17 protein-coding genes, 3 pseudogenes and 1 riboswitch are annotated in these 18,610 nt (G+C 43.7%); of the genes and pseudogenes, 5 read left to right on the plus strand and 15 right to left on the minus strand.

The window, feature by feature from the left end; genetic code table 11:
- Positions 1-226: 226 nt before the first annotated feature.
- The gene (locus tag NSU16_RS19470) at positions 227-1,069 is read right to left on the minus strand and encodes a methyltransferase domain-containing protein (RefSeq protein ID WP_211090777.1); all 843 of its coding nucleotides are present in this window, start codon (positions 1,067-1,069) and stop codon (positions 227-229) included.
- 709 nt (positions 1,070-1,778) lie between these two features.
- Positions 1,779-1,880: riboswitch (purine riboswitch) on the plus strand.
- A gap of 127 nt (positions 1,881-2,007) precedes the next feature.
- On the opposite strand from NSU16_RS19470, the gene NSU16_RS19475 reads away from it, so the two are divergent.
- On the plus strand, positions 2,008-3,201 hold the full coding sequence (locus NSU16_RS19475; RefSeq protein WP_010332441.1) for a NupC/NupG family nucleoside CNT transporter: 1,194 nt from the start codon (positions 2,008-2,010) through the stop codon (positions 3,199-3,201).
- Between the two features lie 43 nt (positions 3,202-3,244).
- Here the strand turns inward: NSU16_RS19475 and NSU16_RS19480 are convergent.
- The 3 genes and pseudogenes from NSU16_RS19480 to NSU16_RS19490 all read right to left on the minus strand — a co-directional run bounded on the left by NSU16_RS19480 (position 3,245) and on the right by NSU16_RS19490 (position 6,467).
- Positions 3,245-3,918: pseudogene (locus NSU16_RS19480) on the minus strand (DUF3298 and DUF4163 domain-containing protein).
- Between the two features lie 147 nt (positions 3,919-4,065).
- The gene (locus tag NSU16_RS19485; protein ID WP_339191758.1) at positions 4,066-4,356 is read right to left on the minus strand and encodes a hypothetical protein; all 291 of its coding nucleotides are present in this window, start codon (positions 4,354-4,356) and stop codon (positions 4,066-4,068) included.
- 50 nt (positions 4,357-4,406) lie between these two features.
- On the minus strand, positions 4,407-6,467 hold the full coding sequence (locus NSU16_RS19490; protein WP_339191759.1) for a catalase: 2,061 nt from the start codon (positions 6,465-6,467) through the stop codon (positions 4,407-4,409).
- Positions 6,468-6,676: 209 nt separating this feature from the next.
- Between NSU16_RS19490 and citH the strand changes: the two genes are divergently transcribed.
- A complete protein-coding gene (citH, locus tag NSU16_RS19495) occupies positions 6,677-7,957 on the plus strand; it encodes a citrate transporter CitH (RefSeq protein ID WP_339191760.1) in 1,281 nt (426 codons plus the stop codon).
- Between the two features lie 44 nt (positions 7,958-8,001).
- Here citH and NSU16_RS19500 read toward each other — a convergent pair whose 3' ends face one another.
- Positions 8,002-9,108 (minus strand): hypothetical protein, encoded by a 1,107-nt coding sequence (locus NSU16_RS19500; RefSeq protein ID WP_339191761.1) that lies wholly within the window; start codon positions 9,106-9,108, stop codon positions 8,002-8,004.
- A 323-nt stretch (positions 9,109-9,431) separates the two neighbouring features.
- On the opposite strand from NSU16_RS19500, the gene NSU16_RS19505 reads away from it, so the two are divergent.
- Positions 9,432-10,715: an MFS transporter gene (locus tag NSU16_RS19505; RefSeq protein ID WP_168749148.1), complete on the plus strand. Its 1,284-nt coding sequence runs from the start codon at positions 9,432-9,434 to the stop codon at positions 10,713-10,715.
- 18 nt (positions 10,716-10,733) lie between these two features.
- On the opposite strand, the gene NSU16_RS19510 is transcribed toward NSU16_RS19505, so the two are convergent.
- Both NSU16_RS19510 and NSU16_RS19515 read right to left on the minus strand, forming a co-directional pair.
- Complete coding sequence (locus NSU16_RS19510; RefSeq protein WP_339191762.1) at positions 10,734-12,173, minus strand: DEAD/DEAH box helicase; 1,440 nt, start codon at positions 12,171-12,173, stop codon at positions 10,734-10,736.
- Between the two features lie 81 nt (positions 12,174-12,254).
- Positions 12,255-13,403: a GDSL-type esterase/lipase family protein gene (locus NSU16_RS19515; RefSeq protein WP_326334139.1), complete on the minus strand. Its 1,149-nt coding sequence runs from the start codon at positions 13,401-13,403 to the stop codon at positions 12,255-12,257.
- Positions 13,404-13,567: 164 nt separating this feature from the next.
- Here NSU16_RS19515 and NSU16_RS19520 point away from each other — a divergent pair, with 164 nt between their 5' ends.
- A complete protein-coding gene (locus tag NSU16_RS19520) occupies positions 13,568-13,909 on the plus strand; it encodes a helix-turn-helix transcriptional regulator (RefSeq protein ID WP_339191763.1) in 342 nt (113 codons plus the stop codon).
- On the plus strand, positions 13,906-14,427 hold the full coding sequence (locus tag NSU16_RS19525) for a DUF2812 domain-containing protein (RefSeq protein WP_339191764.1): 522 nt from the start codon (positions 13,906-13,908) through the stop codon (positions 14,425-14,427). The genes NSU16_RS19520 and NSU16_RS19525 overlap by 4 nt, the downstream gene beginning before the upstream one ends.
- A gap of 213 nt (positions 14,428-14,640) precedes the next feature.
- On the opposite strand, the pseudogene NSU16_RS19530 reads toward NSU16_RS19525, so the two are convergent.
- From NSU16_RS19530 to NSU16_RS19565, 8 genes and pseudogenes are all read right to left on the minus strand, one after another.
- A pseudogene (locus NSU16_RS19530) lies at positions 14,641-14,768 on the minus strand (hypothetical protein); the annotation flags it as partial.
- 17 nt (positions 14,769-14,785) lie between these two features.
- Positions 14,786-15,238 (minus strand): hypothetical protein, encoded by a 453-nt coding sequence (locus NSU16_RS19535; RefSeq protein WP_339191765.1) that lies wholly within the window; start codon positions 15,236-15,238, stop codon positions 14,786-14,788.
- Positions 15,239-15,251: 13 nt separating this feature from the next.
- A complete protein-coding gene (locus NSU16_RS19540) occupies positions 15,252-15,548 on the minus strand; it encodes a YxiJ family protein (protein WP_339191766.1) in 297 nt (98 codons plus the stop codon).
- A complete protein-coding gene (locus tag NSU16_RS19545; protein WP_127696319.1) occupies positions 15,541-15,870 on the minus strand; it encodes a hypothetical protein in 330 nt (109 codons plus the stop codon). The genes NSU16_RS19540 and NSU16_RS19545 overlap by 8 nt, the downstream gene beginning before the upstream one ends.
- Before the next feature lie 26 nt (positions 15,871-15,896).
- Positions 15,897-16,379 (minus strand): hypothetical protein, encoded by a 483-nt coding sequence (locus NSU16_RS19550; protein ID WP_326331833.1) that lies wholly within the window; start codon positions 16,377-16,379, stop codon positions 15,897-15,899.
- A 30-nt stretch (positions 16,380-16,409) separates the two neighbouring features.
- Positions 16,410-16,745 carry a hypothetical protein gene (locus NSU16_RS19555; protein WP_326226158.1) on the minus strand — a complete coding sequence of 112 codons (336 nt, stop codon included), beginning with the start codon at positions 16,743-16,745 and terminating at the stop codon, positions 16,410-16,412.
- 903 nt (positions 16,746-17,648) lie between these two features.
- A pseudogene (locus tag NSU16_RS19560) lies at positions 17,649-17,975 on the minus strand (DNA-binding protein); the annotation flags it as partial.
- A gap of 225 nt (positions 17,976-18,200) precedes the next feature.
- Positions 18,201-18,608, minus strand: coding sequence for a hypothetical protein (locus tag NSU16_RS19565; RefSeq protein WP_286059269.1), 408 nt, complete (start codon positions 18,606-18,608; stop codon positions 18,201-18,203).
- Positions 18,609-18,610 lie beyond the last annotated feature (2 nt).

Raw genomic sequence — 18,610 nt, forward strand, 5'->3', positions numbered from 1 at the left:
ACATCCCTCTTTTCCGCTTGTCTGAGAAAAGGAAAGCGTTTACAAAATTTCTCCTCCCTTTCCGTCATTTCTAATGCAAGTTCTGTGCCAGTCACCAGAACACCATTTCAAGCCTTTCCTCTTCCATATTTACGGAAAATGAGCGATAACTATTCCAATCCAGTGGAAAATTCCGTTTTTGCGGAAAACAAAAGGAAAGCTCTTTATGGGAGCTTTCCTCTTTCACTCATTTCGTTCCGATTAATATATCAACATCAACTGTCAGCTGAGCCGATTTCATTTCTCTAAACTGGTTGATATTTTCAGCCGATGCGGACCAGGCTAACGGTGTCATGTTCAGAAGCCATTCTACGCCTTGCTGATGAAGCGTTTTGGTATAGCGCATCCTCATCAGATGATCGAGCTGAAAATGTGTGGTAAAGCGCTCTATTGCAGGTGTATTGGAATAGGTTCGTCTTTCTGAATCTGCGTATAAAACCTGCCTTAGTTCTGTTAAGTAATCCTTTTGAGGGACAACCTTTATAACCAAACCATCTTTTTTCAGCAGTCTGTGAAACTCTGCATAATTTGAAGGTGAGAAAATCGATAGAATGACATCAAATTGCCGGTCTTGAAAGGGCGCATTAGCTACATCAGCTACGGCCCACAGCTTCCCGCCAATATTTTTTGCCGCTCGTAATATGCCATCCTTGGCAATATCAATCCCAATGCCGTGCACTGTTTTCTTCTCTTGAAGCAGCTCGCAAACCGCTTTCAAGTGGGTCCCCTCACCGCATCCGCAATCTAAAATGGTTAACGTCTCTTTTTCAGACTTCCGGTCACTGATCAAGTCAGCTAATGCCTGATGAAGCGGTGCAAAAAAGTGATATTCTGCCATCAGCCGGCTTCTTGCTTCGAAAAGCCCCGCCCGATAGCTGCTTTTGACCGGCTTTGTCAGGAAATTTACGTACCCATGCCGGGATATATCAAACGTATGCCCGCTCTTGAAACAAACCAAACTTTTCCAAGATGTGACCTTCATTGAAGAATCGCAAATCGGGCATCGAAATAGAGAGACAAATTGATTCATATAAGCAGCATGCTTCTTTATGTTTGACACAAAAAACACCTCATTCATTCGTTTTTAAATAAATGAAAAAGGCATAGACAAATAAACCTGGGCCTATCTAACTTTTTGGCCAGGTCTGGAAAGTCGTCTATACCGGTCATTATCTATAACGAATGAATTGAATAATCATAAAAAAGAACTCCTTTTTGCTGCATAGAGGGTTTCCCCCCACTATTATGATACATCAATCATCCAGCAATAGGAACGAGATTCTCAACGACAGGCGGCTGCCCGAACTCCTCACTGTTTAGAAGATCAATTAATAAGCGGGCTGTTTCTTCAGCTCCTCCGTTTTGTTGTTCGATCGGCCCAATGGAGCCAGTACACCAGCATTATTGATTACATAAACGCTTCCGGCTCCGTATTAAGGCTAATGTGCTGAAACAATTCATCATAGAGCGCCTCGATCCCGTGGCTATCTCTCAAATCACTGCTGTCCAAGTCGGTCAGCTTTTGATTATTCTGTCTTGAAATACAGTAAAGCCGATGGTCAGCATGTATTGGCGTGCCTGTGATGATATGCTTCGTTTTTCCCTCCTGATCACAATTTCAGCATAGCAATCCATTATGATTTTCCTTTATTTTCTCGACTTCGAAATATAAATTTATTATTTCGAAAATAGTTAAAAAGGTTGATTTTCAAAAAGTGAAAGGATAAAATACTGCTATCATCTTAGAAAAAAGACATTCTTGTATATGATCAGTAATATGGTCTGATTGTTTCTACCTAGTAACCGTAAAAAACTAGACTACAAGAAAGTTTGAATAAATTTGAACGAGTTGAAAAGGACAAGTTCTTTTCTGTTTGCTCTTATTTTTCACACTTTCTGAACTTCCAGAATTTGTGAAGAATAAGGGCTTTTTTCATTTCCATAATAAACCTCATAGGAGTTGCTATCATGTACTTTTTATTAAACCTTGTCGGCCTCATTGTGATTATGGCAGTTGTGTTCCTATGCTCCCCGCAGAAAAAGAAAATCCAGTGGCGTCCGATCATTACGTTAATTGTTCTGGAGCTTTTGATTACGTGGTTTATGCTGGGGACAAAAATTGGCAGCTGGGCCATCGGACAAATTGGAAATTTCTTCACTTGGCTGATTGCTTGTGCCAGTGACGGGATCGCCTTTGCCTTCCCTTCTGTGATGGCAAATGAAACGGTAGACTTTTTCTTCAGCGCACTTCTTCCAATTATTTTCATCGTCACATTCTTTGACATTTTAACATATTTCGGCATTTTGCCATGGCTGATTGATAAAATCGGCTGGGTGATCTCAAAGGCTTCCCGCTTGCCGAAATTAGAGAGCTTTTTCTCTATTCAAATGATGTTTTTGGGAAATACAGAAGCTCTGGCAGTCATCCGCCAGCAGCTCACAGTATTAAACAACAACCGCCTGCTCACATTCGGCTTAATGAGCATGAGCAGCATCAGCGGTTCTATTATCGGATCTTACCTGTCAATGGTGCCGGCGACATACGTGTTTACAGCGATTCCTTTAAACTGCTTAAACGCGCTGATTATCGCAAACCTGCTGAATCCAGTGCATGTGCCGGAGGATGAAGACATCATCTATACACCGCCTAAAGAAGAGAAAAAAGACTTTTTCTCTACGATTTCTAACAGTATGCTTGTCGGCATGAACATGGTTATCGTTATTTTGGCAATGGTCATCGGCTATGTGGCGTTAACGTCAGCGGTCAATGGCATTCTTGGTGTTTTCGTACACGGCCTGACCATCCAGACGATTTTTGCTTATCTCTTCAGTCCTTTCGCATTCCTGCTTGGGCTGCCGGTACACGATGCGATGTATGTCGCTCAGCTGATGGGAATGAAATTGGCAACGAACGAGTTTGTTGCGATGCTTGACTTGAAAAACAATCTTAAAACACTACCCCCTCACACAGTTGCGGTAGCGACGACATTCCTGACGTCATTTGCCAACTTCAGTACTGTCGGCATGATTTACGGAACGTACAACTCGATCCTTGACGGCGAAAAGTCAACCGTGATCGGGAAAAACGTATGGAAGCTGCTCGTCAGCGGAATTGCGGTATCTTTACTAAGTGCTGCGATTGTCGGTCTGTTTGTGTGGTAGAAAAATGGAGCCATATCCCTTTTTAAGGATATGGCTCTTTTGATTATTGATAAACAGAGGAAGGCACCTGCACATCACGGATTCCAGCTGCATAAGGTCCCAAGTCATACTGGCCGAAGACGATGGCGATCCCGTTTTTCGTAAAGTAAAACATTGTGTTTTGGTTAAGGATAATCTCCTCTTTCTTTACATCAGGGAAAAACAGCGTGTCATGTTTTTTGATATAGCTGTATAGGTAATCTTTCGTTTTGCTGACTTTAGTTTTGGTATTCAGAATCTGATTCAGTGTCACCCGCTTGTGTGTGTTCAAGTCGTAGTTGAAGGGCTGAACAGACGTTAAACCATGGGCGCCGCCTGAATAGATATAATTGAGCGTTTGAATGCTGAGCTTGCCCGCCGCATTATATTTGACGCTGAAGGATGTTTGATATTCCGCTTTGAAGCCCTGCTGTTCACCGGCTTTTTTGTTTTTCAGGTATTCTTGATACGATTGCTCAATGTAGGCTTTCATCTCTTGATTGATGTTTTTTCAAACGCGGCATTCCCGATGTGATGCACCTGAGGATACTTTAATTCCTTGATCTTTTTGTACGTATGGCTGCTGACAGCCGGCGTTTTCGCTTGAACCGCTTTTAAAGATGGGGCCGCATATGCAAATACACTAAAAAGCAAGACAGAAGCAGCAACGGCGAGTCTCATCATTTTATTCCATTTCATACAATCTCCTCCTTTGATTTTCTTTGTTTATCATTCCCTCTTTTCTGCAGCGCACACTTTTATAGACCGATGAAGTGAAAAGAAGTTTCTAGGTCGATCTGCTCGATTTTTTCCCAAATAAAAAAGAGACAACATACTGTCTCTTTTTTACTCTTTACGCTCAGCAATCACTTCGTGAACCGCTTGTGCCAAATCAATATTCCCAAACATCTCTAACACCGCAATGAGGGTCTGGTCAGGTATGTGTTCTGACTCGTTCTTTGGCACGATCAGTTCTTCCACTGTTTTTTTCAAGCTTTCATTCAGCTTTTGCTGCGGATACGCTTTGGCATACAGCTCCAACGGATCAAGATCATGGTTGACACACCATTGGGCGAACACTAATATCATCATATTTTCGTCGCGCTCGTAAGCCTCTGCGAGCTGTTTCTCGTTCATATGTCATGCTCCTTATCCATAAGTATCTTCCTCTACGATACAGGAGCGAATCAAATTCGTCTATCCCAATGGCGGTGGGCGGCAACTGCTTCGATAAACGCTTTGCTGAAGCCGGTGTAGTCCTCTTCGTCTTTTGCTGTCACAATTCCCGGCCCCCCTGTTGCGCCGACAGCTGATTTGAGGAGGCCAACTCCTTCGTTTGCCGCACCGACCGCCTTATAGTGATTGTAGGCTTCTCTGATAAACGCCATCGCTTGTTTATCTTCTTTTAGTTCAAGTCCCCCTGCGGTATAGACGGCGTCATATAGAACGGAGTCTGTCGTCAGGAATGTGCCGCCGACCTCAAGCTGCTGTCCGGCGCCGCTTGTGATGTACCCCAGCGTTTGACTGATGATATCCGCTGTGATCCCTTCTTGTTTTAAGGCGTCCAGCACTGTTTGCAGTTCTTTTTCATCAAAACCATTGCCGGCGAGAACCGCGACTTTTCTCGTTGACGCTGTTTTCACTGTACGGGCTTGGCTTAATGCAGGTGAGGTAAGGATTTCTTTTGATGCTTTGCGTTTCGCTGGCGGTGCCACACCTACTCCTTTGGCGATTTCTTCTGCCAGGACAGTATCTACGTTGCTGAAGACATCTACGACCTGCCGCTGCACATCTTTACTTTTGACCTTCCCGACCTCGAAGCAAAAGGCGGAAATGATGTGCTTTTTCTCAACCGGGGACATGCTGTTCCAGAACAGTTTTGCCTGTGAATAATAATCATTAAAACTGTCGCTCCGCTGACGGATTTTTCTGCCCTCTACTTTCTCCTGATAGTGGACGTAACCGCCTTCTTCGGCTGACGCAGGAGACGGGTCATTGTTCTGCAGAGAGTTTTTATGATAAGCGACCGGTCCCTTATTGATGGTCATCCGATGATAACCGTCGTACTGGTTGTTATGGAACGGACATACCGGGCGGTTAATCGGAATCTCGTGGAAGTTCGGGCCGCCAAGACGGATCAGCTGTGTATCCGTATAAGAGAAAAGCCGTCCCTGCAGGAGCGGATCATTTGTGAAGTCGATGCCCGGCACAACATTTCCCGGGTGGAATGCGACTTGCTCCGTTTCCGCAAATACATTATCCTGATTGCGATTCAGCGTCATTTTCCCAATGATCTTCACCGGCACAAGCTCTTCCGGCCAAAGCTTCGTCGGATCAAGAATATCAAAATCAAATTTGAATTCATCTTCTTCCTCTATCATCTGCACGCCTAGCTCATATTCAACCGTGCCGCCGTTCTCAATCGTTTCCCACAGATCGCGGCGGTGGAAGTCGGGGTCTTTTCCGTCAATTTTCTGCGCTTCATCCCATACGAGAGAATGCACGCCGAGCACCGGCTTCCAATGGAATTTCACGAAACGCGCCTTTCCTTGTTCATTGACAAACCGGAACGTGTGAACGCCAAAGCCCTCCATCATCCGGTAGCTGCGGGGGATGCCTCTGTCAGACATCGTCCACATCACCATGTGAGCCGACTCAGGGTTATTGGCGACAAAGTCCCAAAACGTATCATGGGCAGTAGCGGCCTGCGGCATTTCATTGTGCGGCTCAGGCTTAAACGCATGCACCAAATCCGGGAATTTGATCGCATCCTGAATAAAGAACACCGGGATATTATTGCCTACAAGATCATAGTTTCCTTCTTCCGTATAAAATTTTGTCGCAAATCCTCTGGCGTCACGCACCGTGTCAGCGGAGCCTTTGGAGCCCGCAACCGTTGAAAACCGGACAAATACCGGTGTCTTCACCGAAGGGTCCTGAAGAAATTTCGCCCGAGTGAATTCTGTCATCGGTTCGTAAACCTGAAAAAAGCCATGCACGCCATACCCGCGCGCATGCACGATCCGTTCAGGGATTCTCTCATGGTCAAAATGGGTCATCTTCTCCCGAAAGTGAAAATCCTCCATCAACGTCGGGCCGCGAACTCCGGCTTTTAACGAATGTTCGTCCTCAGACACCCGTACGCCTTGGTTTGTCGTCATTTTCTTTCCGCTGTTATCAACCCTATACTGTTCGAGCTGCTCGTCTTTTGAGTGTTCATTGACTCGTTTGTTTTGGTCATCACTCATGTCTGCTCCCCCTTTTCCTATTCCAGATCTCAAAAAATAAACATTCTATAGCACATTTACCCTTGGCGACCTGCATATAAACTGCTTATCTGCTCTCTAGGTTTTTAGGTCTACTTGTCAACATGAGGTCATAAATATTTGAAATAAGCCTTCTCGAAATGTGGAAGCGCTTACTAAAAATTGTGCTGTTGAATGGGGGAGGTCATATCGTGCTTGCGATACTCGGTTTTGTGATGATCATTGTCTTCATGTATCTTATTATGGCAAATCGGCTTTCCGCTCTTATTGCTTTGATTGTCGTTCCTGTTGTGTTTGCCCTGATCAGCGGATTCGGCAAAGACCTGGGCGATATGATGCTTCAGGGTGTAACAGGCCTCGCTCCGACAGGCATCATGCTATTATTTGCAATCCTGTATTTCGGCATCATGATTGATTCAGGCTTGTTCGATCCGCTCATTGCCAAAATCTTATACCTTGTCAAAGGAGATCCATTAAAAATCGCTGTCGGCACAGCGGTACTGACGATGACCATTTCGCTGGACGGAGATGGGACAACAACGTACATGATTACCATTGCGGCGATGCTTCCTCTATACAAACGGCTCGGCATGAACCGCCTGGTGTTGGCGGGAATTGCAATGCTCGGGTCGGGAGTCATGAATATTATTCCGTGGGGTGGTCCGACTGCAAGGGTTTTGGCTTCTTTAAAATTGGACACGTCAGAAGTCTTCACTCCGTTGATTCCTGCTATGATCGCCGGCATTCTCTGGGTGCTTGCCGTAGCCTATATTCTAGGAAAAAAAGAACGGAAACGGCTCGGCGTCATCTCAATTGAACACCAGCACGCGTCCGATCCGAATACAGCGCCGCTCAAACGCCCCGCTCTCCAGTGGTTTAACCTGCTGCTGACTGTCGTGCTGATGGCCGCTTTGATCACCAGCCTGCTTCCGCTTCCTGTTCTTTTTATGATCGCATTTGCTATCGCCTTGATGGTGAACTATCCAAACGTAAAAGAGCAGCAAAAGCGAATCTCAGCGCATGCAGGAAATGCCTTAAACGTTGTCTCCATGGTGTTTGCCGCCGGCATTTTCACAGGCATTTTGTCGGGTACTAAAATGGTAGACGCCATGGCGCATTCTCTCGTATCACTCATCCCTGACGCCATGGGCCCGCACCTGCCCTTGATTACAGCCATCGTCAGCATGCCATTTACCTTTTTTATGTCGAATGACGCCTTTTACTTCGGTGTTCTGCCGATCATCACAGAAGCCGCCGCTGCTTACGGGATCGATGCCGCAGAAATCGGCAGAGCCTCCTTGCTGGGCCAGCCTGTGCATTTGCTCAGTCCTCTCGTGCCTTCCACTTATTTATTGGTCGGAATGGCGGGCGTCAGCTTTGGCGACCATCAAAAATTCACGATCAAATGGGCCGTGGGAACAACCATTGTGATGACGATTGCGGCACTGCTGATTGGGATTATTTCGTTTTAACGTGAGAAAAGGATTTCCGATGCCGGAAATCCTTTTTTGGTCATTTAATTGATATATTTTATGACAGGCAAGCTTTCAACACCTGAAGCATAGTAGTAATTTAATACACTGAAAAAGTCTATCGCTTTGCCGGTTTTTAGATCAACGATTAATATATGATCCCCATAATTCTGATCATCCGCATCAAGCCTTCTAGGTGTTTTTTTACCTAACGTATCAAGGAAAGAATCATCATAACCTACCCCGGACTGATAAGCTGATACATGATGCATAAAAAGCGTGCCTGTGTCTAAGTAAACCATGATGGCTGAGCTTGAACTTGCATAACTTGAACGATAAGTGACAGGGTCAGAAATATTTTTAACCTTCACATCAGAAATGGAATGGGTGCGCTGATTATACCCGCCACCATAGGAAAAATAATATACTCTTTCCCAGTTTAATGAAGATGTTTTCGTATTAGAATTGTACAGCAGTGTACCATTCGCATAAACGGAACCATCTCCATACTCAGCAACAAAGGCTTGTAAATTAGACGTTACCGATTTTACACTTGAATAATTTGAAGGGTTTTTCGCATTTAACTGAATGTTATATGAATCTCCCGTCGTTCCTTCAGAGTAAACCCGGATCATATAATCGCCAGCGGGAAGCTCTTTTAAAAGCACTAAGTTCCCTGCTGCCATTGATATATTAGACGGCTGAGCTTCTCCTGTATCCCAATTGACAACATACAATTTCAGATGGTAATCGCTGTTGTTTGAAAGAATTCTTGTGATAAGGGTTCGATCTGACGAAGTACTGAAAAAGTACATATCATCAGGATTATTTTCATCAAGGACAGAGGTTGTATTGAAAACCTGGTCATCGGAGTTGTACAAGGAACTTGTTTTAAAAACATTCTCATTCGAAGGCTTCTTCACTTTCATCTTTTCTGTTTTCTTGTCTGTTTTAAGGCTTACTTGTTTCGCTTGATTTAATGAAACACGCTCAGTTTCCTTTTGTTTTTTCAGTTTTTCCTGCTGCTCCATGATTGTTTTTTCTTTTAACACACTTTGCGCTGAGGCAGCATTTGAATTCATACCTAAACTAAAAACAACAAGCAACACAGTACACAAAAAAGGCAGTGAAACAATTTTTTTGTTCTTCATATACAAACCCCTTTCCAATTTTATACTATACATATCGGCGAGTAGCTCGGATCATTTACATAAATATATTTATTTTCATGAATTGTTTATTTTTTCTATTTATTTGATGACCTGCCACTCGAAGCCATCAGCTCTTTATACCAATAAAAGCTTTTCTTGCAGCATCGAATTTATCGAAAGCGCCTAACCCGTTTTCTGTCATGATCAATGGCAGCTGTAGCGGTCATTGACTAAACATTTTGTAAAAATTGACCACGGTTCCATCCTTTTCTATGCGGTTTCTCGTACAATAGAAGTATCGTTACTGGGGAGGGGCTCTGCAGATGAAACGTTTTACGAAACAAGAAAACAGCTGGGTTGTATATGACTGGGCAAACTCTGCTTATTCCATTGTCGTCACAACCGCGGTATTTCCGTTGTTTTATAAATCAGCCGCTGCGGAAGGCGGTGTCAGCGCTGCTCAATCTACTGCTTATTTAGGCTATACGATAGCGATTTCTACCTTTATTCTCGCCATGCTCGGCCCGATTTTAGGAACCATCGCCGACTATGAAGGCTGCAAAAAAAAGTTTTTCGGTTTCTTTGTGTCTGCCGGTGTCGCCAGCACTGCGGCGCTTGCCTTTATTCCTAGTGAACATTGGCTGCTTTTGCTGCTGTTCTACACCATATCGGCTGTCGGTTTTTCCGGCGCCAATGTTTTCTACGATGCCTTCCTCGTTGACGTCACGCCTGAAGAGCGAATGAATCTTGTTTCCGCTCGCGGCTTTGGCTTAGGCTATATTGGCAGCACGATTCCATTTATCCTCAGCATTGCCGTCATCCTGCTTGCACAAGCTGAAACAATTCCGATGTCTGTGTCTGCTGCAAGCCAGCTGTCCTTTTTTATAACGGCCGCTTGGTGGGGACTGTTTACCATTCCGATGCTGAAAAACGTGCATCAGCGCTATTACATCAAAAAAGAACCCCGCATCATAGCCAACAGCTTTAAACGCCTCGGGCAAACGATGAAACGGATCCGGCAGTACCGGGCGCTGTTCCTCTTTCTGCTCGCTTATTTCTTTTATATCGACGGAGTCGGCACCATTATTACGATGTCGACGTCCTACGGGTCAGACTTGGGCATCAGCTCCACAAGTCTCCTGATCATCCTGTTTGTCACTCAGGTCGTCGCCGCGCCGTTTGCCATTTTATACGGAAGACTGGCGGAGCGCTTTACGGGGAAAACAATGCTGTACGTTGGCATCGTCATATATATGATTGTCTGCGTATATGCGTATTTTCTGGAAACGACGCTTGATTTCTGGATCTTAGCCATGCTTGTCGCCACCTCGCAGGGCGGCATTCAAGCATTAAGCCGCTCCTATTTCGCCAAGCTCGTCCCAAAACACCATGCAAATGAATTCTTCGGCTTCTACAATATTTTCGGGAAATTCGCCTCGATTATGGGGCCGCTTCTCATTGCCGTTACCGCCCAGCTGACCGGGAAATCCTCGACTGCGGTGTTCAGCCTGATCATTTTGTTTGTGATCGGAATTGTCATCCTCGCGTTTGTGCCGGAAGAGAACAGTGCCGATGTCAGCCATCACAAAAATGACCTGCCCCTTTAACTGGGAGCAGGTCATTCATCATTTATTCGCTTTATTCACCTTAAGCTTTTTCCCTTTGACGGTTGTATCCTTCATGGCTTTGAGAACACGAGGGCCTTTTCCGTTTAAAATTTCTACGTACGAGGCGTTATCCATGATTGTAATGATGCCAATGTCATCAGCTGACACACCATCAATTTTGGCAATCGTCCCTACAAAATCAACGGCTCTGATTTTCTTTTTCTTTCCGCCGTTAAAATACAGCTTCATGATGTCTTTATTCAGCTCTTCGCTTTTGTCCTTTTTGATTTTCGGACGGTCCTTCAGTTTAGCGAGAAAATCCGGGTTCTTTTTTGCGATTTCCTCTTGGGACGGGGCTTCTAATGTCTGAATCCCGAATCCGATATAGTCTTCTATTTCAGCTAGGAACCGCTTTTCAAACGGCGCCACAAATGAAATCGCTTTTCCCTGTTTTCCGGCTCGCCCTGTCCGTCCTGTACGGTGTACGTAGCTTTCTTTCTCAAGAGGCAAATCATAGTTGATGACAAGGGCGATATTTTCGATATCGATCCCCCGTGCGGCGACGTCTGTCGCGACTAAATAACGGTACTCGCCTCTTTTAAACTCATTCATAACGTCAAAGCGGTCTTCCTGAATCATCCCGCCGTGAATTTTATCGCATGGATATCCTAAGTCATCCAATTCATCGGTCAGCTGATTCACATGCTCTTTCGTCCGGCAGAAAATGATGCAGCTGTCTGGGTTCTCAGTGATAAGTACATCCTTCAGCAAAGAAAACTTATTCTCTTCTCTGACTTGAATCACCGCATGTTCAATATTCCTTGTGGTGAGGCCGGCCGCTTTGATTTCGATATGCTCTGGGTTTTGCATATATTGGCGGCTTAATTTCTCAATATCCTCTGGCAGTGTCGCAGAAAACAGCATCGTTGTGCGCTTAACCGGAAGATGCTTGATAATCGCCTCCACCTGATCGATGAAGCCCATATTCAGCATCTCATCCGCTTCATCAATGACCAGATAGGAAAGGCGATCCAGCGGCAGCGTGCCTTTTTCAATATGGTCCAGGACGCGTCCCGGTGTGCCGACAACAATATGGCTTTTTTGCTTCAGCTCGGCTTTTTGTTTATCAAAAGATGATTTTCCAAACACAGCTGTGGCTTTGATTCGTTTAAATCTTCCGATGTTCGTGATATCCTCTTTTACTTGCACGGCAAGCTCACGGGTCGGCGTCAGCACCAGTGCCTGCGGCTTGTTTTCATCCCAATCCGCCAGCTCGCAGAGAGGAATGCCAAACGCAGCCGTTTTCCCGCTTCCCGTCTGTGATTTGACGACAAGATCTTTTCGTTCAAGAGCTGCCGGAATCACGTTTCGCTGCACCTCGGTCGGTTCTGTATACCCCAGTCCTTCCAATGCTCGTAAAATGTCATGACTGATTTGATAGTTTTTAAAATGACTCATGTATAAACTCCTGTCTCTTGCAGATGTTCTCATTATACTCTAATTTACGGCGGCGTATGTGTTTTGCCGAAAAATGACGTTTTAGAAGCCATCAATCCCCTGTCTTTTTAGTTCCTGAACTGCCAATCGCGCCAGTACATCGGCCCCCGCGCGGTTCGGATGCAGCGTATCTCCATTCATATAAAGGGCAAGCGTTTTTTCCGGACCGATCGATGTAAAGTAAGATGAACTGAGGACATTCAGGTCAATAAGCCTTGTTTTTTCTTCATCGGCCAAAGCCAAAATCGAAGCCCTGTACCATCGGTTTACAGACGAATGGATGCCTTCAGAAGTAAAGTCTGTCGCCCGGCCTTGCGGTGTTGAAAGAATCACGTCCGCGCCCTTCGCTTTCACCTGGCGGATCATATCACGCATAATCTCCTTAAACTCAGCTTCAGATTCATTATGCTTCGGGTTTGTATCGTTAATGCCGAGCTGCAACATAAAGTAATCTCCCGGTTTAATGTACTTCAAGATCGCCTCAAGCTGTCCGTCATTTCGAAACCCTCTCGCAATCTGCCCGCCTGACGCCATGTTTCTCACTTGAAAGGTACGCTTGTCGACATAGTGAGGCAGCATCTGCCCCCAGCCCGCCTGCTTGCTGCTGTTGAGCGGATAATAATTGCATACCGTCGAATCGCCGCCGATATAGATCGTTCGGTTTGTCACCGGCTGATCAGACAATTTCTTGATTTTTAGCGCGCTGAGCGTAAAAGCGGTACCCGCCTTGCCTTCAGTCACCAGCAGATTCAGCTGCCCGTCGGTGACAGGGATTTGGAACGTATCCTCCGCACCGTCTCCCGTCATATTGATGACCTGATACACACCCTCCGCCGCCACGCTTGCCCTCGCCGTATTGCCCAGCGTCACCTTCACCTCATAAAGACCATTCGGAAGATCCACATTAAACGTGTTGTCGCTTTTCGTCCCATACGCCAAAAATTGAACCGCATCACTTTTCACGCCCGTCCCGGATGCCGCCACATCCTTCATATGTTCAGGCGTTTGAAAACCGTAGCCCTTTGATGGGTTATAACGGTCAGACGCCCTTACCCCAATGTAATCAGGCTCAACCGAACCGCTCCCAAAGTCAAACTGATACACCTTCGGCTCAGACGCCTTCAAACTCTCCGCCTCGCTGAAACCCAACATCAACATCATCACAAAACCCGCCGTTATCCACTTTTTCATTAAGAATCCCCCTCTATGAAAACGCATTCATTAATGCATACTCGGTGATTGTTTCTTTATGATGACTGAGTGCAGAAAAAAATTGCATTGACAAAGGAAAAGGAAGATTTTATTATATCAATAATTGATATATCATTAGTTGATATAAGAAATGAGGTGACCGCTTGCCAAAGCAACGTCCGCAGGAAATGGATCAGCTCACCGATCCAGCCTATTATATTGTAATAACCTTGCTGGAGCCAAAACACGGCTATTCGATCATGCAGGAGATTGAAGACATGACCGATGCCTCCTTTACGATCGGCCCGGCTACCTTATATACATTGTTAAAGAAATTATTGCAGGAAGAGATCATTGAGCTTGTCAACAACGATAACCCGCGCCGCAAAGTGTACCAGACAACCCTGCACGGCCAAGAATTACTCAAAAAAGAAATGCAGCGCAGAAAAATGATGGCGGAACACGGCGAACGCGCTTTTCAACAATTGAAAGGGGATTCATCATGAAACAGAAAAAATATATGATGTCTGAAGGATTGGCGTTTTCAGAAGAAAAAGATATGAAGAAACTCAGTGATATGGCCAGCAAGGGCTGGGTACTCGATTCTTTTGCGTTTATGGGATATAAGCTTAGAAAAGCTGAGCCGCGGAAATTGATCTACAGTATTGATTATCATGATGTTGGGGATGAAAGCTTGGCGGAATACACCGAGATGTTTGAAGCGGCCGGATGGGAACGTGTTTGTTCTTCACAAGGTATGCATATCTTTTCGGCTGAGCCCGGAACTTCGCCGATATACAGTGATCAATCCACCATGAGAGAGAAATATAAAAGAAGCGAAAAAGACGTTCGAAACGTCACCTGCACCTTCAGTTTCCTGACTCTCTTGTCCATTACACTCCATTATGTAACCGGATTATCAAATTGGGTGCCTTTGTTTTTTCTGATTGTGACTATCCCGTTTCTCGTGACATATGCGGCAACAAAAGCAAGAACGCTGGGAAAGTGGGGAAAATCAGTGTGACTTCTTGTCACACTTGATTACATCCCATCCTCCGCAATAGAAGCTTATTTGGTTTTCTTCGTCATACACATAATAACGGAGCCTCTCCCATTGGTCGTCAGTCGGTAAAAGCTCCAAGTCAACCGAATCGATGGATTCAAGATCATCCAGCTTCGATGCACTGATGTCTTCAAACCGCAAATGAATGTCACAGGTTTGAGCAGATAGTTTTAATTCAAACACAGGAATATGAATATAACGATCATCTTCTTTCATATAAAAGTAAACTCGTTTAATGTAAATGGACCTGTATCCGCATCAGAAAGGTGCTGTTTCATTTTCTCGTATTGTGTGATATTCATATGGATTCCTCCTCCTTTTATGTTTCATCGCCAACCATATAGATCTCCGCAGCATCGTATTCAAACCACATGATCCGTTCGCCTGATTCCGTTAGGCACTGGAGTTTGCCTTCGGAAAGATAGTTTTTCGGTTGAGGGTCAGTGATCAGAAAAACATCATCATTGATGGAAGCTAACAGAAAGAGAAAATCTGCAATGCCCCGGTCTGTTTCATGTACTACGCATTGGAAATGAAATTGCCTTTTCGCCAGCTTCGTCACTTTGTAAGCATAGCCTTTGAAAAACTCTGACAGGTCTTCTATAAATGAACCACCTGTTATCACCTGTATTATGATTTGCTCATAGGCAAGCCCCTGCCAAAAACGATAAAAAGACTCAGCATCTCCAAGTTCGCATGACGTAACGGTTTGGTCGGGCTTAAGCTCGACCATGTCCAAATTGCCGATACTGCTTATAGAGGTTTTTTTCATAAAATCCTCCTTATTAGTTGGATAGCGCAGCGCAAATCTCTTGTCTGACTTGCTCGTACAAAAGAATGTGATGATACAAATCAGTATCGTGTTTGATCATATCCAGCGGGATGTCAGGATACAGCTCAAAAAAGCTTTTCTGCAACGAATGCCGCTGATGCCGGGGCAGCCTTTTATTCGCCAGCACATAATCCAAACTGCCGGCAATAAGCATAAAAAACTCATATATTTCCGCTTCAAAGCCGTACAATTCATCAGGATACAGCGTTTCTTCAAGCTCTTGCTGTCTTTTTCTCAGTTTTTCAAACACGCGATCCTCTCCCTTCCACCACCTCATATTGCCGGCAATAAAAGCGGAACGTCTGCTCTTCCCATTCTTCCACAAGGTAGATGCCTTGCGTCTGCGGTTTAATACGGAGAAGCACATCAGACATGTCCTTTAGGGTTTCCAAATCTCGTATCGTAACGGCTGAAACGTCTTTGAATGTAAAAATAATTGAACGGAAATGATAAACAACTGCTAACTCAATCGTATAAATGGCGTCCCTATCTGTTTCTCGATAAAGACGCCATTTCTTGATATGCTGTAACAAAATTGGAGAAACTCCAGAAATATTCAATTCATTTGCCAATTTTGATTCCTCCGTTTGATGCTTCCCTATGCTCGATACTCACAGTAAGGCTTCAAATCAGGGAATGCAGCCTTTAACATCCTTTCTATTCCTTCTTCATTAACGGTAAAAATAAGATCTGACGAATCAAAAAAACCGACCTCAAAAACACATTCTTTCACAGGGGAGATATAGTCATCTTCATAAAAGTCAGCATTCCCATCAACAAACGGAACTTGTGTTAAATCGTACGGTATCGTCTCTTTAGGCACAGCAGTTAAAATAGAAAATATCACATAAATCTCAAATTCATTTAATATACGATGAAATTCCTCACCTGTGATAAAAAGATAGTCTTCACGCTCGCCAATGATATCGTTCCAATGATTCTTATCCTCGGATAAATCCATCATATTCAAAATATCGCCAATGACCCAATTATACTCAGTGATAGGGAGAGGGAATTGTTTGAAAAAATCATTTAAAAGAAAAAGATCAGAATCAGCATATTCCAGACAATATCTGCTCATATGTACCTCTTCCCCAATAAAAGTCCCTTTTTATAACTCATACTTGATCAATTCCTCCATCGAGATTCCCTTGAAATATTGATTAAGTACATCCTCAATACTCAAATGACCAAATAGTCCAATCGGATTGCTAAAGGTCTTCCCGTGTCTTTCGTCAACTTCTATTAAATCACTCTCTGCCGCTAGTGAATCGTTATGGCTAATGAGGTATTTTCCATCTTCATACATAACAAATGTTATAGCAGATTGATCAAATTTCTTCATCAGATCTATCGGCACCTTGGAAACAACCTTCCAGTTCCCCTTAAGAAAGCCTGTAAGTCCTGTATTCGCAACAAATAGGGTTCTTTGCCTTTCTGCCATCATGAGAGATATGTCTTTTTTTACTTAAGCGTTGATCTGTAAAAATATCAAAATACTGAATGAGAAGATCATCATTTTTATCTGTTGCTAAATCTCCTTTTACCACAATGCATATGTAAACTGATTGATTTGCCGTAAAGGGATTTCGATGACAACACCAGGCCTAACTTCACATAAACGCATTCTCTCCGCCGACAATTTCTCAAGTTCTTTTAAATTGATTCATCATTCTCTTGTTTTCGTTGTCGTTCATGTTTAGATTTGTTCTAAAAAAGCTTGTATCGCTTATTGATACAAGCTTTTTTTTCAACTATTTAAAACTCACGCAGCCACTCATTAGGTTCTTCCTGACTCCCAGCTTGGTCAATAAGCTGCCAAAACGATGTTTCATTCATTTGCTTTTCCCCCTCTGATATCCCTCTTATATATCCCCGAGTCTGATATTGCATAAATAGCATTACTTGTCAGTTTCAGCTGTTGTACCGAGAGCTCCCGCCCGTCTGGACCACAGCACTTCACCTCTTGTATCGGCAGACTGACATCAGCCGGAATGAGGGACAGTGAATGTTCATCTTTGCATATCCAAAACCCGTCATCTGAAATTGCAAGCTGGTCATATACTCCAGAATATTCTTTATCAGAAACAATCCACACTCGTCTCACGTCCGTCTCATCAAATGCGGCAATGACTGTATAAGAGTAATACAGCATGTATATCAGTCCATCTTTTTCTGCAAGTGCATAGCAGTCATCTACTACGGGCGCATATATTTCTGAAAGCTGTTGATCAATATGAGTTTCCTTTAGTTGTCCGTCTAAAGTGAAGCACAGCACACTTTGTCCATTCGTGTTCTCATCATCATAAATGCCTTCATCACTTAAACCGACCCATAGGTTTTGTTTCTCATCCAGAAGGCTGCATGAAGTCCCTGAAGGCAAGTAATAAGCACTTTTCACTCTTCCCTCTTCTGAAAAAACCTTTACCTTTGGCTCGTACGATTCGTAATAAACAAAGACATAGCCATTTTCATATTGTTGAAAGAGCTGAATATCGTTGTAAGCCACCTGCTCTTTCACTGTGAAATCCCGAATATCACCAGTAGGATCATAGATTGAAATGGTCATATCACCTTTCACACCTTTTCCAATGTAGACACGCCCCTGTGTATCAGCATGGAAAAAACAACCATGGGTGTCCGTGTTGATGATTTTATTCATTTTTAATTTTTTCATTGATTATGCTCCCAGGTTAGAAATGAAGTGATAGGAATAAGCCATTTATTAGCTATTAGTAACGGACCATGACTAAGATAGTACAGTCTGGTTTCATTAATCGTTTTGGGATAAATCTACTTTCCAATCCAGCCTTTTAATTGCGATGACGTTGTCTTTTACCTATTGTCTGGTTGCTGTTACGTTGTATAAGAAAAGAGAGGCTAACAACCTCTCTTTCTTTATTTAGTTGTTTAATTGGTATGCATAAAACGATTGATCATCAAAGCGAACTGACTCAGCTTCTATAGCAATCAGCATTCTGTTCATGTCAATGAGAAAGTTAGCATTTGATTGATACTCCGGAATTACAGAATTTGATAGATTTCCGATTCCTTCTAGATGATAACTCATCTCAAAAACTTGCCAATTGTATTCTTCCGAATCTATTTTTTCCAATCTTATATCACCGTCACCTCCATTAAAATAAACAGAAGCAACATTTTGAAAAATAATATTATGCGTATATTCACCTTTGTTTTGAACAACCTGAATCTCAATTAAGAGCTCTTTTTTAAACACATTAAAGTCGATTTGAAGTACACTGCATCCCCCATCTATGTAATCTACCCATTGGTTAATTGTTTTGTACATAA

The organism is Bacillus sp. FSL K6-1003 (assembly GCF_037964945.1).
GTDB classification, from domain to species: domain Bacteria; phylum Bacillota; class Bacilli; order Bacillales; family Bacillaceae; genus Bacillus; species Bacillus mojavensis.